Source organism: Duganella sp. S19_KUP01_CR8, assembly GCF_036688705.1.
Taxonomy (GTDB): domain Bacteria; phylum Pseudomonadota; class Gammaproteobacteria; order Burkholderiales; family Burkholderiaceae_D; genus Rugamonas.
Map to the genome: position 1 here is coordinate 123,277 of NZ_JAQQPR010000014.1, position 13,720 is coordinate 136,996.

Annotated in this window: 11 protein-coding genes; 5 read left to right on the forward strand and 6 right to left on the reverse strand. The window is 65.2% G+C overall.

Going from position 1 to position 13,720, the window contains the following annotated elements; all coding sequences use genetic code 11:
• The first annotated feature begins 18 nt into the window (after nucleotides 1–18).
• Genes V6M89_RS15795 through V6M89_RS15805 form a run of 3 tightly spaced genes read left to right on the forward strand, consistent with a single transcriptional unit; the run spans nucleotide 19 to nucleotide 2,087 of the window.
• Nucleotides 19–1,035 (forward strand): M14 family zinc carboxypeptidase, encoded by a 1,017-nt coding sequence (locus V6M89_RS15795; protein ID WP_332854049.1) that lies wholly within the window; start codon nucleotides 19–21, stop codon nucleotides 1,033–1,035.
• The gene (locus V6M89_RS15800; protein ID WP_332854050.1) at nucleotides 1,032–1,796 is read left to right on the forward strand and encodes an alpha/beta fold hydrolase; all 765 of its coding nucleotides are present in this window, start codon (nucleotides 1,032–1,034) and stop codon (nucleotides 1,794–1,796) included. The genes V6M89_RS15795 and V6M89_RS15800 overlap by 4 nt, the downstream gene beginning before the upstream one ends.
• Before the next feature lie 12 nt (nucleotides 1,797–1,808).
• Nucleotides 1,809–2,087 (forward strand): YkgJ family cysteine cluster protein, encoded by a 279-nt coding sequence (locus V6M89_RS15805; protein WP_332854051.1) that lies wholly within the window; start codon nucleotides 1,809–1,811, stop codon nucleotides 2,085–2,087.
• 9 nt (nucleotides 2,088–2,096) lie between these two features.
• Here V6M89_RS15805 and V6M89_RS15810 read toward each other — a convergent pair whose 3' ends face one another.
• Nucleotides 2,097–3,704, reverse strand: coding sequence for a M64 family metallopeptidase (locus tag V6M89_RS15810; RefSeq protein WP_332854052.1), 1,608 nt, complete (start codon nucleotides 3,702–3,704; stop codon nucleotides 2,097–2,099).
• A 413-nt stretch (nucleotides 3,705–4,117) separates the two neighbouring features.
• On the opposite strand from V6M89_RS15810, the gene V6M89_RS15815 reads away from it, so the two are divergent.
• Both V6M89_RS15815 and V6M89_RS15820 read left to right on the forward strand, forming a co-directional pair.
• Entirely contained in the window at nucleotides 4,118–5,014 is an 897-nt protein-coding gene (locus V6M89_RS15815) for a LysR substrate-binding domain-containing protein (protein ID WP_332854053.1), read from the forward strand.
• A gap of 49 nt (nucleotides 5,015–5,063) precedes the next feature.
• Nucleotides 5,064–5,765: a substrate-binding periplasmic protein gene (locus tag V6M89_RS15820; protein ID WP_332854054.1), complete on the forward strand. Its 702-nt coding sequence runs from the start codon at nucleotides 5,064–5,066 to the stop codon at nucleotides 5,763–5,765.
• Between the two features lie 6 nt (nucleotides 5,766–5,771).
• Here the strand turns inward: V6M89_RS15820 and gudD are convergent, their stop codons facing one another.
• The 5 genes from gudD to V6M89_RS15845 all read right to left on the reverse strand — a co-directional run bounded on the left by gudD (nucleotide 5,772) and on the right by V6M89_RS15845 (nucleotide 13,659).
• A complete protein-coding gene (gudD, locus tag V6M89_RS15825; RefSeq protein ID WP_332854055.1) occupies nucleotides 5,772–7,118 on the reverse strand; it encodes a glucarate dehydratase in 1,347 nt (448 codons plus the stop codon).
• 17 nt (nucleotides 7,119–7,135) lie between these two features.
• On the reverse strand, nucleotides 7,136–9,373 hold the full coding sequence (locus V6M89_RS15830) for a glycoside hydrolase family 3 N-terminal domain-containing protein (protein WP_332854056.1): 2,238 nt from the start codon (nucleotides 9,371–9,373) through the stop codon (nucleotides 7,136–7,138).
• Nucleotides 9,370–11,280 carry a glycoside hydrolase family 2 protein gene (locus V6M89_RS15835; RefSeq protein WP_332854057.1) on the reverse strand — a complete coding sequence of 637 codons (1,911 nt, stop codon included), beginning with the start codon at nucleotides 11,278–11,280 and terminating at the stop codon, nucleotides 9,370–9,372. The genes V6M89_RS15830 and V6M89_RS15835 overlap by 4 nt, the downstream gene beginning before the upstream one ends.
• A 116-nt stretch (nucleotides 11,281–11,396) precedes the next feature.
• Nucleotides 11,397–11,777 (reverse strand): 5-carboxymethyl-2-hydroxymuconate isomerase, encoded by a 381-nt coding sequence (locus tag V6M89_RS15840; RefSeq protein ID WP_332854058.1) that lies wholly within the window; start codon nucleotides 11,775–11,777, stop codon nucleotides 11,397–11,399.
• A 7-nt stretch (nucleotides 11,778–11,784) separates the two neighbouring features.
• Nucleotides 11,785–13,659: a hypothetical protein gene (locus tag V6M89_RS15845; protein WP_332854059.1), complete on the reverse strand. Its 1,875-nt coding sequence runs from the start codon at nucleotides 13,657–13,659 to the stop codon at nucleotides 11,785–11,787.
• Between the last annotated feature and the right edge of the window lie 61 nt (nucleotides 13,660–13,720).

The following is a 13,720-nucleotide window of genomic DNA, read 5'->3' on the forward strand; positions in this document are numbered from 1 at the left end:
CTTTCTGCGTCCGCCTCCATGCCCGAGAAGAACCTGCCTGAACTGATCACCCTGAAGCGCCTGATCGACGAAGGCGGGCGGCATCTGGAGGTCGGCACCTCCTGCACCGTGGCGATGGACGGCCGCCAGTTCCCGGTCTACACCATCGCACTGGGCAACCCCAGCCCGGACGTGCCGGCGCTGGGTTTCTTCGGCGGCATCCACGGGCTGGAACGCATCGGCACCCAGATCATCCTGTCGTTCATGGAAAGCCTGCTGGCGCGGCTGCGCTGGGACAGCACCTTGCACCAACAACTCGAATCGATGCGGCTGGTGTTCATGCCGCTGGTGAACCCGGGCGGCATGTGGCAGGCCACGCGCTGCAATCCGCAGGGCGTGGACCTGATGCGCAACGCGCCATTGAGCGCGGTCGACAAGGTGCCGTTCATGCTGGGCGGCCAGCGCTACAGCCATCACCTGCCGTGGTATCGCGGCAAGGCCGGCGCGCCGATGGAAGCGGAAAGCCAGGCCGTGTGCGAGCTGGTCGAACGCGAGCTGCTGTCGCGCCAGTTCAGCATGGCGCTCGATTGCCACTCCGGCTTCGGCCTGCGCGACCGCATCTGGTTCCCGCACGCGCACACCACGGCGCCGATTCCGCACCTGGCCGACATCGGCGCGCTGGAGCAGTTGTTCAGCCAGAGCTACCCGAACCACAACTACGTATTCGAACCACAGAGCCGCCAGTACCGCACCCACGGCGACCTGTGGGATTACCTGTACCTGAACGGCACCAGCTACAGCGATCGGGTGTTCCTGCCGCTGACGCTGGAGATGGGCTCGTGGCTGTGGGTGAAGAAAAATCCACGCCAGATCTTCGACCGCATCGCCATCTTCAATCCGACCGCCAAGCACCGCTTGCAGCGCGTGCTGCGGCGCCACCTGATCTGGTTCGACTTCCTGATGCGCGCGGCCAACAGCCACGGGCGCTGGATGCCGGAAGGGATGGCGCGCAAGGTCCAGCACCGGCGCGCGCTGGCGCAGTGGTACGACACATGAGCAGCTGGATCCTGCTGCGCGGCCTGATGCGCGAACAGCGCCACTGGGGCAGCTTTCCCGGCCAGCTGGCCGCCGCGCTGCCGGACGCCGCCATCGTCACGCCCGACCTGCCCGGCAACGGCGAACGCCACGCCCTGCGCAGCGTCACGCGGGTGGCGCAGATGGTGGAGTACTGCCGCCGCGACCTGCAGGCGCGCGGCATCCAGCCGCCCTACTCGCTGCTGGCGCTGTCGCTGGGCGGCATGGCGGCGGTGGAATGGTCCAGCCGCTATCCGGACGAAGTGGAACGCTGCGTGCTGGTCAACACCAGCATGCGGCCGTACAGCCGCTTCCACCAGCGGCTGCGCTGGCAAAACTATCCGTCCATCGTCGAGCTGATATTGCGCGGCGGCGTCGAACGCCAGGAGCGCCTGATCCTGCGCCTGACCAGCCGCACCGGCGCAGCCGCCGAACGCGAACAGCTGCTGCAACGCTGGCTGGGCTACCAGCGTGAGTTTCCCGTCACGCGCGCCAACGCGCTGCGCCAGCTGTGGTCGGCCGCCCGCTTCCGCGCGCCGGCCACGCGGCCGGCCGTGCCGCTGCTGGTCCTGGCCGGCGCCGGCGACCAGCTGGTCGATCACCGCTGCTCGCTGCGGCTGGCGCAGGCATGGGATGCGCCGCTGCTGGTGCACCCCGGCGCCGGCCACGACCTGCCGCTGGACGACGGCCCGTGGGTGGCGGCGTCCATCGCAAAATGGCTGGCCGGAGAAAAAGGGGCGTAAAATACCGCCCCTATGCATATTTCATCGCCAACCCTGGACTGTCGTCCCAACTGCGGCGCCTGCTGCACGGCGCCCTCGATCACCAGCCCCATCCCCGGTATGCCCGACGGCAAGCCGGCGGGCGTGCGCTGCATCCAGCTGGCCGACGACAACCGCTGCAAGATCTTCGGCCGTCCCGAACGCCCGGCCTTCTGCGGCGGCCTGCAACCGTCGACCGAGATGTGCGGCGCCAGCCGCGAATCGGCCATGCTGTGGCTGGCCGACCTGGAACGCGCCACCGCACCCGCCTAAGGCTTGCGCTTAAGGCTTGGTATAGCTGTAGGTCAGCGAATACGCGCCGCCGGTGCCGCTGGTGGCTAACGCATAATAGTAGCCTGCCGCGGCGTTGTAGGAGATCGACGGACTGGCCGCCGCACCTGTGCCGGTCGCCACTTGCGCCCACCCGTTCGCGCCGTACTGGTACAGATAGAGCTGGTAGGTGGTGCCCACCTTGCCGGTCAACTGCAAGCTGATTTTTCCTGCAGCAGCCTGGATCCAGCCCGGGTTCACATTGGGCACGTTGACGCTGCCGCCGGCCGGGATGGTGCCGGTTTGCGTCACGCCGGCGGCGCCGCCGCTGTATTGCGCGAACACCTTGCGCGCCGCGCCCTCGTTGACCGCGTGCCACGGATAGCCCAGCATGCGCATGCGCGAGTTTTCAGTCGGACGGTATTTGCCGCTGGTACAGTACTGCGCGCCCTGGAACACGCCCACGGTGCCGTTCGGATAGACGCCGGCAGTGGTCGGCACCGGCGTACTGGCCGAGATCAGGCTGCGCCACTTGACACTGCGGGTGGCGTTCATCGTCACATCGGGCTCGCCCGGCTCGCCGTCCAGGCTGCAGGTGCCGTAGTCGTATTCGTCGGCCAGCGAGAACGCGGTGTGGCCGATCTCGTGCAGCGCGATCTCGATCGACTGGGCCGCCATCGACAACGTAGCCACTTCCCCGCCGGAGCCGCCGTAGCGCGTCGAGTTGGCGACCACGATGATCACGTCGCGTTCGTCCGGCGCCAGCACCGAGCCGACGATATCGTGCACCTTGTCGGTGTCCACGCACAGCAGCCGGTCGATGTTGTAGCAGTTGAAGGCGGCGTCCATCGCGGTGTCGCGGTAGATGCCCTTGTCCGGTTCATCCACGCCGGACTGGTTGCTGGCCACGTCCACGCGCCGCACGTTCATGTTGGCGCGGTTGGCGGCGAACAGCGGGTCGGCCAGGAAGCCGTCGATGACTTTTTGCGCATCGGTGCGCCACTTGCCCATTTCGGCTGCGGTGTAGCCGTCGCCGATAAACACGTAGTCCATGCGTGCGGCGGCCGGCCCGGTGCTGAGGATGGTGGTTGCGGTGGCGGCCGGGGTCAGCGCGGCGGCGCGCGCGGTGCGCGAGGTGGCGGCCAGCTTGGCCAGGGTGGCGCGGTCGAAGCGCGCCAGCGGCGCGACGGCGGCGACGGCGGCGCTCATGCCCTTGCCGCTGCTGGCCTGCACCGGCAACACCTCGACGCTGGCGGTGGCGCTGTCGAACGGCAGCGACACTTCAAACGAGCCGCTCGCCTGGCGCACGGTTTCGGCAATGTCGATGGCGCCGGTGCTGGGGTTGAACGCTTCGACGTGGCGCTGCTGGGCGGCGGCCACGGTGACTTCATGCAGGATGTCGCCCTGCGCATCGCGCGCAACCACGCGCCACTGCGCGCCCGGCGCCTGGTTGCGCACGTCCGGCGTCAAGGCGAAGGTGCCGATTTCCGCGTGGCGGGCGCTGAACACCGGGCCGCTGCGGCCGTCGGCATAGCTCAGGCGCAGCGAGATATTGTCGGCACTGGCGGCGCCGGCGGCCAGCAGCGCTGCCAGCGCCGCCGTGATGCGTAGATAGGTCATGGTGTCTCCGTATTTTTTTAAGTGGAGCACCGATTGTCACGCCGTCGCCGGCGGCGCAGATGTGCAATGCAGCGCAACTTGCACAAACCTGCTGCCATCGTCGCCGGCTGTTGCGCCGCCGCTGCGCTGCGTCAAAGCAACATCAACGCAACCTCAACGCAACATCACCAACTGCGCCAGCATGCGCATCAATTCGGCCGAAAACTTGGGCGCCGGGCATGGAACAGCCGGTTTCGGGATGACGGTCTGAGTCTGGGACATGGCAACCTCCTGTTGAATGTGGCGCCGATATCGAAAATTCCTTACTCATGGAGTTTTATCAGCGTATGAGGTATATTTTCCTCTCTCGTACTGCCGTGATCAAACGAGTAATTTTCTATCGATGAATAAGAAAAACTTAGCCTAAGCCCGACATGAACAAACCGCTGCGCTCCCTTTCCGGCCTGATCGACTTCGACTGCGCCGCCCGCTGGGGCAGCTTCAAGCTGGCCGCCCAGGAGCTGCACAAGACGCCGGCGGCGATCAGCCTCCAGGTCAAGCAGCTGGAAGCGGCGGTGGGTTTCGAGCTGTTCACGCGCCACCCGCGCCACATAACGTTGACCGACAAGGGGCAGGAACTGGCGGCGGCCGTGGCCCGCGCGCTGGGGGATCTGCGCACCAAGGTGGTGGCGCTGCAGGACGGCGACGACGAAAAGATACTGCGCATCTCCACCACCCATTCGCTGGCGATCAAGTGGCTGGTGCCGCGCATCCACCGCTTCACCAAGCTATATCCGGAGCTGGACATCCGCATCGATTCCAGCGACCGCCTGGCCGACCTGGAGGACGGCAGCACCGACGCCGCGCTGCGCTTCCATCCGATCGAAGACGGCGATCCCGAACTGCTGTTCCGCGAACGGCTGGTGGCGGTCTACAGCCCGTCGTTGCTGGCGCCCGGCCAGGAGGCGCTGACGCTGGCCGACCTGCAGCGCTTCCCGCTGCTGCATGAACACAGCAACGAAGAATGGATACAGCTGCTGCGGAAGAACAGCGCGCTGAAAGGGACCTACGATTTCTCCCGCAGCTACAGCAACTTCGCCGTGCTGGCGCAGGCGGCGCTGGCGGGACAGGGCATCAGCCTCGTTTCGTATGCGATCGCCTACGAAGACCTCTGCAGCGGCGCCCTGAGGCGGATCGCCTGCTTCAGCGCCCCCTACCAGCGCGGCTACCGGCTGGTGGTCAGCCCCAGCAAGGAAGGCATGACCAAGATCGCGCGCCTGCGCGCCTGGCTGAAGGACGAGATCGACGAGATGCAACGCTCGCTGGATTGACGGCGAGGCCCGATTGATCTACCTTGAATGAACCTCAACCGGTGCGCTTATGAATTCAACCGCCAGATTCCTCGTCCTTTCCCTGCTTGCGACGTCGGCATCGGCCGCGCAGGAGCTGCGCTATGTGCAGAAGAGCGAAGAGCGCCCCGCCCCCGGCAAACGTGAACTGAGCCGCTTCCAGGAGGCGCTGGGCGCGGCGCTGGCGCGGCAGATGGGCCGGCCGGTGCGCTTCCTCTCGTTGCCGCGCAAACGCATGATAGGCGCGCTGGAAAGCGGCGAAGGCGACATCCTGTGCGGCTATGTGCCGGCCTGGGTCAAGGGCGACGTGTATTGGAGCCGCCCCTTCATCCCCACCTCGGAAGTGCTGGTGTCGTCAAGCCGGGTGCCGGCGCCGCGCACGCTGGACGAGTTGAAAGGCAAGCGCATAGGCACGGTGCTGGGCTTCCGCTACCCGGAAGTCGAACAACGCCTGGGCACGGAGTTCGTCCGCGACGACGCGCCCTCCTCCGACCTCACGCTGCTCAAGTGGAAGGCCGGCCGCTACGACTATTTTCTGGCCGCCCGCAACATGATCGACAGCCAGGCCGCCAAAGGCGCGCTGCCGAACGGCTACCATCTGCTGGTGGTCAACGAGTATCAGTCGATGTGCGCGGTGGCCAAGCAGGGCAACGCCGGCATCGACGAGGTCAACACCGCCATCGACGCCATCGAGAAAAGCGGCGAACTGGCGCGCCTGCTGCGCCTGCGCTAGTCGGCGCTAACGCACCAGGCACGGACGCTTGGGATCGAAACTCCAGCCGGGGATCAGGAACTGCATCGCCACCGCGTCGTTGCGCGCACCCAGGCCCATGTTGAGGTAGCGCTGGTGCGCCGCGTCCACCTCCACCATGTCCAGCTCCACGCCCAGGCCCGCGCTGGCCGGCACATCGACCATGCCGCCCTTGATTTGCAGCGGCGCCTTGGTCAGGCGCTGGCCGTCCTGCCAGATCCAGTGCGTATCGATGGCGGTGATCTTGCCCGGCGCGGCGGCGGCGACGTGAGTGAACATCGCCAGCGAAACGTCGAAGTGGTTGTTCGAATGCGAGCCCCAGGTCAGGCCCCACTCATGGCACAGCTGCGCCACGCGCACCGAACCCTGCATGGTCCAGAAGTGCGGATCGGCCAGCGGGATGTCCACCGATTGCAGCTGGATCGCGTGACCCAGCTCGCGCCAGTCGGTGGCGATCATGTTGGTGGCGGTCGGCAGGCCGGTGGCGCGGCGGAACTCCGCCATCACCTCGCGGCCCGAATAGCCGTTCTCCGCGCCGCAGGGGTCTTCGGCGTAGGCCAGCACGTGGCCCTGGTCGCGGCACAGGCGGATCGCGTCCTTCAGCAGCCAGCCGCCGTTCGGATCGAGCGTGACGCGCGCATCGGGGTAGCGCTCAGCCAGCGCGGTGACGGCTTCGATTTCCTCCTCGCCGCGCAGCACGCCGCCCTTCAGCTTGAAGTCCTTGAAGCCGTAGCGTTCATACGCCGCTTCCGCCAGCGCGACCACGGCTTGCGCATCCATCGCCGGCTCATGGCGCAGGCGCGACCAGCGGTCGGCCGCGCCGGGATCGCTGGCATAAGGCAGGTCGGTGCGGGTGCGGTCGCCGATGAAGAACAGATAACCCAGCATCGGCACCTGCGCGCGTTGCTGGCCGTCGCCCAGCAGCGCGGCCAGCGGCACGTCGAGGTGCTGGCCCAGCAAATCCAGCAGCGCGCACTCGATAGCGGTAACAGCGTGGATCGCGATGCGCAAGTCGAAGGTCTGCAACCCACGGCCGCTACTGTCGCGGTCCGCGAAGGCGGCGCGGGCCTTGTTGAGCACCGCGTTGTAGTGGCCCACCGGCTGGCCGACGATCAGCTCCCGAGCGTCTTCCAGCGTGGCGCGTATCGCTTCGCCGCCCGGCACTTCGCCCACGCCCTGGTTGCCGGCGCTGTCGGTCAGGACCAGCAGGTTGCGGGTGAAGTAAGGCGCGTGCGCGCCGCTCAGGTTGAGCAGCATGCTGTCCTGCCCGGCGACCGGGATCACGCGCATGGCGGTGACGACGGGCGTGGCGCTACGTTGAAGGGATTGGTTCATGTATCGGTGTCTTCTGGTTATTTGGATGGAAGCAGTTTCACTGCACCCTCAAGGCGGATATCGTCGGAGGCGCTGCCGACCATCAGTTTGAAGTCGCCGGCCTCGGCACCCCATACCAGCTGGCTGTTGAAGAACGACAGCAGCTCACGGTCGATGGTGAAGCTCACGCGGCGCTGCTCGCCCGCTTGCAGATGGATCTTCTGGAAGCCTTTCAGCTCCTTCACCGGCCGCACTACCGAAGCAACCATGTCGCGCAGGTAGAGCTGGACGATCTCGGTGCCCTCGGCCTTGCCGGTGTTGGCCAGGTCGAACGATAGCGTGACCTGCTGCGATGGCGACATCTCCTTGCTGCTGACGGTCAGGCCGGAGTATTTGAAATCGGTGTAGCTCAGGCCATGGCCGAAGGCATAGCGCGGCGTGTTGACGGAATCGATGTAGGCCGATTTGTAGACCACGTTCTTTTCGTCCGTGACGGGACGGCCGGTGTTGTACTGCGCGTAGGACAACGGAATCTGGCCGACGCTGCGCGGGAAGGTGATCGGCAGCTTGGCGGACGGGTTGTAGTCGCCGAACAGCACGTTGGCGACGGCGTTGCCGCCTTCGCTGCCGGGGAACCATGCGTAGACAATGGCGTCCGCCTGCTCGGCGATGGTGTTGAACACCAGCGGACGGCCTGCCAGCATCACCACCACGATCGGCTTGCCGGTCGCCTTCAGCGCGGCGAACAGTTGTTCCTGATGGCCGGGCAGCGTGATGTCGGTGCGGGACTTGGCTTCGCCGCTCAGGTCCCAGGTCTCGCCGACTGCCAACACGACGACATCCGCCTTCGATGCCGTGGCGACGGCTTCGGCAAAGCCTTCGGTGCCGCTGCAGCGGGTATCGCAAGCCGGCGCGTAGCTGACCTCCGCCTTGCCGGCGTGGCTGCGGATGCCTTCGAGGATGCTGACCACGGGCGCGCGGTCGCCCTCCACCACCCAGCCGCCTTCAAGGTCGCGCCGCGCATCGGCCAGTGGCCCGATGACGGCGATCTTTTGCGCGGCGCGCGAGAGTGGCAGCGGCTTGGCGCCGGCGACGCCGTTCTTCAGCAGCACCAGCGATTTCTGCGCCACGTCCAGCGCGGCGGCGCGGTGCGACGGATCGGCCAGCACGGCCTTCTCGCGCGCGGCGACCGAGTAGCGGTACGGATCGTCGAACAGGCCCAGCTCGAATTTCTTGTACAGGATGCGCTGGACGGCGTCGTCCAGCGTCTTCATGTTCACCTTGCCGGATTTGACGGCATCCTCAAGGTGCTTGATGTGGGCGTAGCTCTCCATGTCCATGTCGCTGCCGGCGTTGATGGCTTTGACGGAGGCGTCGGCCAGGTCGCTGGCATAACCGTGCGGCACCATCTCGCGCACCGAGCCCCAGTCGCTGACCACGAAGCCCTTGAAGTTCCAGCTGTCTTTCAGGATGTCGTGTTGCAGGAAGGCGTTGCCGGTGGCCGGTATGCCGTTCAGCGTGTTGAAGGAATTCATGAACGTCGCCGCGCCCGCATCCAGCGCGGCCTTGAACGGCGGCAGATAGACTTCGAACAGCTGCTGGTTGCTCATGTCGACCGCGTTGTAGTCGCGGCCCGCCACGGCTGCACCGTATGCCGCGAAGTGCTTGGCGGTGGCCATCACGGAATCGGTGGCGCCCAACTGCTTGCCCTGGAAGCCGTGCACGCGTGCGCGCGCGATGGCCGAACCGAGGAAGGCATCTTCACCGGCGCCTTCCATCACGCGGCCCCAGCGTGGATCGCGCGCCACGTCCACCATCGGCGCGAAGGTCCAGTGGATGCCGGCGGCTGCGGCCTCGCGCGCGGCGATATGAGCCGACTGTTCGATCGCCTCCATGTCCCACGATGCCGACTCGCCCAACGGCACCGGGAACACCGTATGGTAGCCGTGGATCACGTCCTGGCCGAACAGCAGCGGAATATGCAGCCGCGATTGCAGCGCCAATGCCTGGATCGCGCGCGTGTCTGCCACGCCTTTCACGTTGAGCATGGAGCCGACTTTGCCAAGGCGGATATCGGCCAGCGTGGCGGCGTAGTCGCTGCTGGTCGGGCCGGTGACCAGGCGGCCGGAAATCTGGTGCAGCTGACCGACCTTCTCGGCCACCGTCATCTGCTTCATCAGCGCGGCGACCTTGCTTTCGATCTGCGCGTCCTGCGCATGGGCCAACAACGGCAGCAAGGCCGCAGCCAGGGCAAGCGTGGTTTTTTTCATGGTCATTTGTACTGCTGCTGTTTTTGGTCGTAGTAAGCCTTCATCGTGTAGAAGGCCAGCTTTTTCTTGCCGGTTTCGGAGACCAGGCCCTTGCGGTTCCAGAAGTCCTGGTAGTACGGGTGCGGACGGCGCGGCGAACGGAAGTCCGTCAATACCCACGGCGTCATGCCCCGCAGGCCGGGGATCGCATCGAGCAGCTTGAACTGGTTCTTGTACAGCAGGTCCTGGTACTCCTCGCTCCAGCGGGTGTCGTCGTCGGCATGCAGGCCGCCCAACGCGTCGGCGCCGAATTCGGTGATGATCACCGGCTTGTTGTAATTGACCTTGAACGAGAACTTCAGCATCTCCTTGTTGTCGGACCAGTACCAGCCGGCGTACTCATTGAAGCTGGCGAGGTCGATCTTGTCGGCCAATGGATCTTCCACCGTCACCTCGTTGCCCTTGCGGTGCACTTCCAGCGCGGCGGCGACCAGGCGGGTATGGTCCAGCGAGCGCACGGTGTCGGCCAGCTTGCCCATGAAGACATTGCGCGCATCGCTGACCGGAGTCTCGTTCCCGATCGACCAGATGATGACGCTGGCGCGGTTGCGGTCGCGCGTGACCAGGTCGGTCAGCTGCTGGCTGGCGTTGGCATAGACTTCCGGCTTCTCCCACGAGATGGTCCAGTACACCGGCACCTCGGCCCAGACCAGGATGCCCATCTCGTCGGCCAGCTTGATCATCTCCTCGCTGTGCGGATAGTGCGCCAGGCGGACGTAGTTGCAGTTCATCTCCTTGGCCCATTGCAGCATCATGCGCATATCGCCTTCGCCGCGCAGGCGGCCCGGTATCAATGGGTTCTCGTCGTGCAGCGAGATCCCGCGCAGGAACACCGACTTCCCGTTCAACAGCAGGTCCTGGCCGCGCGTTTCGATGGTGCGGAAGCCGATGCGGTCATTGAGCTTGTCGGTCGCGCCGGCGATGGTGACGGTGTACAGCTTGGGATCTTCCGGCGACCAGTAGCGCATCCTGTTTTTCGCCAGCGGGATGCTGATCGCCGCGCGGCCGTCGGCGCCGGTGTGCACGGTGGCCTTGACGCCCGCCTCGGGGATGGTGATCGTCACGTCCTGCGAGCGCTGCGCGCCGGTCATCTGCACATAGCCTTCGATGCGGCCCATGTCGCCCTTGGCCAGCTGGATCTGGTAATCGGCGATGTAGGTGTCCGGCGTTTCGGCCAGCAGCACGTCGCGGGTGATGCCGCCGTAGTTCCACCAGTCGGTGTTGAGCGTCGGGATGTCGTCCTGGTGGCGGGTGTTGTCGGCCTTGACGATCACGGTGTTCTGGCCCTTCAGCAGGCGGCCCGTTACTTCGAACTGGAACGGCGTGAAGCCGCCTTTGTGGCTGCCAACCTTCTTGCCGTTCAGGTAGACGTGGGCTTCGTAATTGACCGCGCCGAAGTAGAGGAAGTAGTGCTTGCCGTCCTTGGGCGCGGCCTGGAATTGCTGGCGCATCCAGACCGTGCCTTCGTAGTTTTCCAGCTTGGCGTTCTGCGAGTTCCAGTCGCCGGGAATGGCCAGCGTCGGCGAGCCGTCGAAGCTGTATTCCACCGATTCGGTTTTGTCCTTGGGCTTGCGGTCGTCGTAGAAGCCGCCGGAGCCGGTGGCGGATTGGTCGAACGGCTGGTGGCGGTAGTTGTAGTAGCCCGCTTCGTAGGGATCGACGATGTAGTTCCAGCGGCCGTCCAGCAGCAGGTGGGTGCGGCCGTAGATGTTGTGCAGCGTCGGCGGCTGCTTCGCCGCCGCTGCCGAAACGACGCGGGCGCCGGCGGCCGGCACCACCATCGCCTGGCCAGGGGCCTGGTCGTCCTGCGCCCACGCCGCCGCAATCGCCGACAGGCAGCCCGCTACCATCAACAGCTTCAATACACTACGCATTATGTCTCCAACTTATTTGACACCGAAGTCATTCCCGCGTAGGCGGGAATCCATAGACCGCGTCCTGGCCGGCTCAGCATGGATTCCCGCTTTCGCGGGAATGACTTGCGGTTGTGTCAACTACTGAATTTGCCTTCGTAAGCAGGCGGTGTCGCATCGATGTGCAGGGTGAGGCGCAACGGCAGTTTATCCAGCGCCGGAGCGAGGTGCGCGCGCGCGGCGGCCAGCACGGCGTCGCCGACCGCATTGACCAGTTCCTCGCTGCGGCCGGGCGTGATGCGCATGTTCATGTAGACGAAGGCGCGTCCCTGCTCGCCGTCCGCCACCGCGTACTGCGCGGCCGGATAGGCCAGCACGCGGGTGCCCAGCAGCGGGAACACCAGCGTTCCGCCAGCATCCTTCAAGGTGACCAGCGTGTGCGACAGCTTCCTGCACAATTCGCCGATGTCGGCGTGCGCGTCGAGATTGGCGGTGTATTCGATTTTTAAGTGCGGCATGGTGTCCTTAGTGGTATTTGATGATCCACTTGATCGTCAGCGGTTCCTTCATCGTCAGCTTGCCGGTGCTGCAGGTGACGAGCGTCTTCATCGCCCCATACGGCGCCATATAATCCTTGCTGCCATTGGTCGGCGCGACCTGGCATTGCTGCAGGCCGGAGACGCTGTACTCGCCGACATCGCCCTTGGCGAAGGTGACGGTGCTGCCGTCAATAGCCGGCTGCTCGGAGAAGGACGCGAATTCCAGCGTGATCTTCTCCACCTCCTGCGTCCCCACCGGCGTATAGACGTCGTTGCGGGTCAGCTGTCCATGTTCCAGCGTGTAGGTGGTTTGCAGCTTGATGCGGCCGTCCTTGACCGGGCTTTTCTTGCCCAGCCGGTCCAGTTCATCCTGGCGATAACTGACGGTGTAACGCTGACCGGCCTGGCTGGTCTTGATGTCCTTGATCCACGCCGTGCCAATCAATTGCGAACCGTCGGCCATGGTGAACTTCGGCAGCAGCTGCGGATGCGCACTGCCGCTGTCGGCGATGCCGGAGACGATGCCCGGCGCGAACGGCAGCGGATAGTACGGGCTGTTGTCATGCTGGCTGATGCCGCCGTTGATGATGTTCAGGCTGACGACATGGTTGCCGTCGCGGAAAACGGTCAGCGCGCGGTCGTAATCGCCCTGCGCGAAAGTGGTGGTGCTGAACTGCGGGCGGTTCTTGTCCAGCCACGCTTGCAGGTCGGCCTTGGGCGGCGCGTCCTTCATGCCGGCCTTGTTCCAGGTGTCGTTGGTGTAGATCAGCTGGTGCAGCAGCGAGAAGTTCTCACCCAGGATGCGGTGCTTGCCGCGATAGGCGTCGGTGCGGCGGCCCTTGCCCCACATGTCCAGCGAGTGCATCGCCGGGTCGTACCAGAAGTCCATGTAGCGGGCGGCGACGCGCGACGAAAAGGCATACGCGTACTGCTTCTCTTCCGCCGTCAGCACGTCCAGGTAGGCGGACACGGACAGGATCTCGACCAGCGCCGTCTCGCCATACGGCCCGAGGCTGCGGCCGAAACTGAAGCCGTCGCCGGCGGTGTTGCTGACGTTGAGCGCGATGTCGGCCGCCTTGCGCAGCAGGCCTTTCAGCTCCGGCGTCGGCTCCATGCCGGTCTCCAGGAAGCGCTCGCAGATTTCCGCGATCAACAGGATGCTGTAGCGGTCGAAGCGCCCTTCGCCGTCGGTCTCGTCGGAGAAGCCGAACTTGCCCGAGTATTTTTTGTAATGCACGAGCATTTTGTCGAGCAGGATCTTGCTGCCGCTGTCGTCCTCCCAGCCCATCAACATGCGCAGGCGCGCGATGCTGAACGCCACGCCGTAGTAGTTGGTCGGCAGGTTGATCAAGTCATACTGCGGTACGGTGACAAAGGTGCGCCAGTCCAGCTGCTTGCGCAGCTTCTCCAGCGTGGCCGGGCTGACCGCCCGCTCCAGCAGGCCCGCTTGCTTCAGCTTGACCAGCGTCCCGATGTAGTAGTAGATGCCCCAGGTGTGGTTGTCCATGCCGACCGTCATATCGGCGATGTCGCGATAGTCGCGCAGCTTCTGCGGCAACGCCGGATCGTCCTTGGCGCTGTTCAGCAGCACGTGGCCCAGGCCCGCCGCCACTTTACCCGGCAAGAATTTGTCGCCCGCCTTGAACGGCGCGTAACCGTCGATAACGATGGCCTCCTTTTCCGCCACCAGCTTCTTGAAAAAATAGTCCAGTTGCTGGTAAGCGTGGTCCTGCACGATGCGGTTCATCGGCGCGGTCGCCTGCGGCGGCACGTAGTTGGCGGCGGTTTGCGCAGCTGCGCCGCCGGTGGCCAGCATGGCGGCCAGTGCGAACGAGGAAAGACGGAATCGGGTCGAAATCATGGGTGGCAGACTCTTCTTGGAAAACGTTTAACCGATGTTATGTGATTTTTCCGGAGACGTA

Bases quoted from the DNA above. Each gene is read 5' to 3' on its own strand.
- V6M89_RS15795 (WP_332854049.1), top strand. From the start codon at position 19: ATGCCCGAGAAGAACCTGCCTGAACTGATCACCCTGAAGCGCCTGATC.
- V6M89_RS15800 (WP_332854050.1), top strand. From the start codon at position 1,032: ATGAGCAGCTGGATCCTGCTGCGCGGCCTGATGCGCGAACAGCGCCAC.
- V6M89_RS15805 (WP_332854051.1), top strand. From the start codon at position 1,809: ATGCATATTTCATCGCCAACCCTGGACTGTCGTCCCAACTGCGGCGCC.
- V6M89_RS15810 (WP_332854052.1), bottom strand. From the start codon at position 3,704: ATGACCTATCTACGCATCACGGCGGCGCTGGCAGCGCTGCTGGCCGCC.
- V6M89_RS15815 (WP_332854053.1), top strand. From the start codon at position 4,118: ATGAACAAACCGCTGCGCTCCCTTTCCGGCCTGATCGACTTCGACTGC.
- V6M89_RS15820 (WP_332854054.1), top strand. From the start codon at position 5,064: ATGAATTCAACCGCCAGATTCCTCGTCCTTTCCCTGCTTGCGACGTCG.
- gudD (WP_332854055.1), bottom strand. From the start codon at position 7,118: ATGAACCAATCCCTTCAACGTAGCGCCACGCCCGTCGTCACCGCCATG.
- V6M89_RS15830 (WP_332854056.1), bottom strand. From the start codon at position 9,373: ATGACCATGAAAAAAACCACGCTTGCCCTGGCTGCGGCCTTGCTGCCG.
- V6M89_RS15835 (WP_332854057.1), bottom strand. From the start codon at position 11,280: ATGCGTAGTGTATTGAAGCTGTTGATGGTAGCGGGCTGCCTGTCGGCG.
- V6M89_RS15840 (WP_332854058.1), bottom strand. From the start codon at position 11,777: ATGCCGCACTTAAAAATCGAATACACCGCCAATCTCGACGCGCACGCC.
- V6M89_RS15845 (WP_332854059.1), bottom strand. From the start codon at position 13,659: ATGATTTCGACCCGATTCCGTCTTTCCTCGTTCGCACTGGCCGCCATG.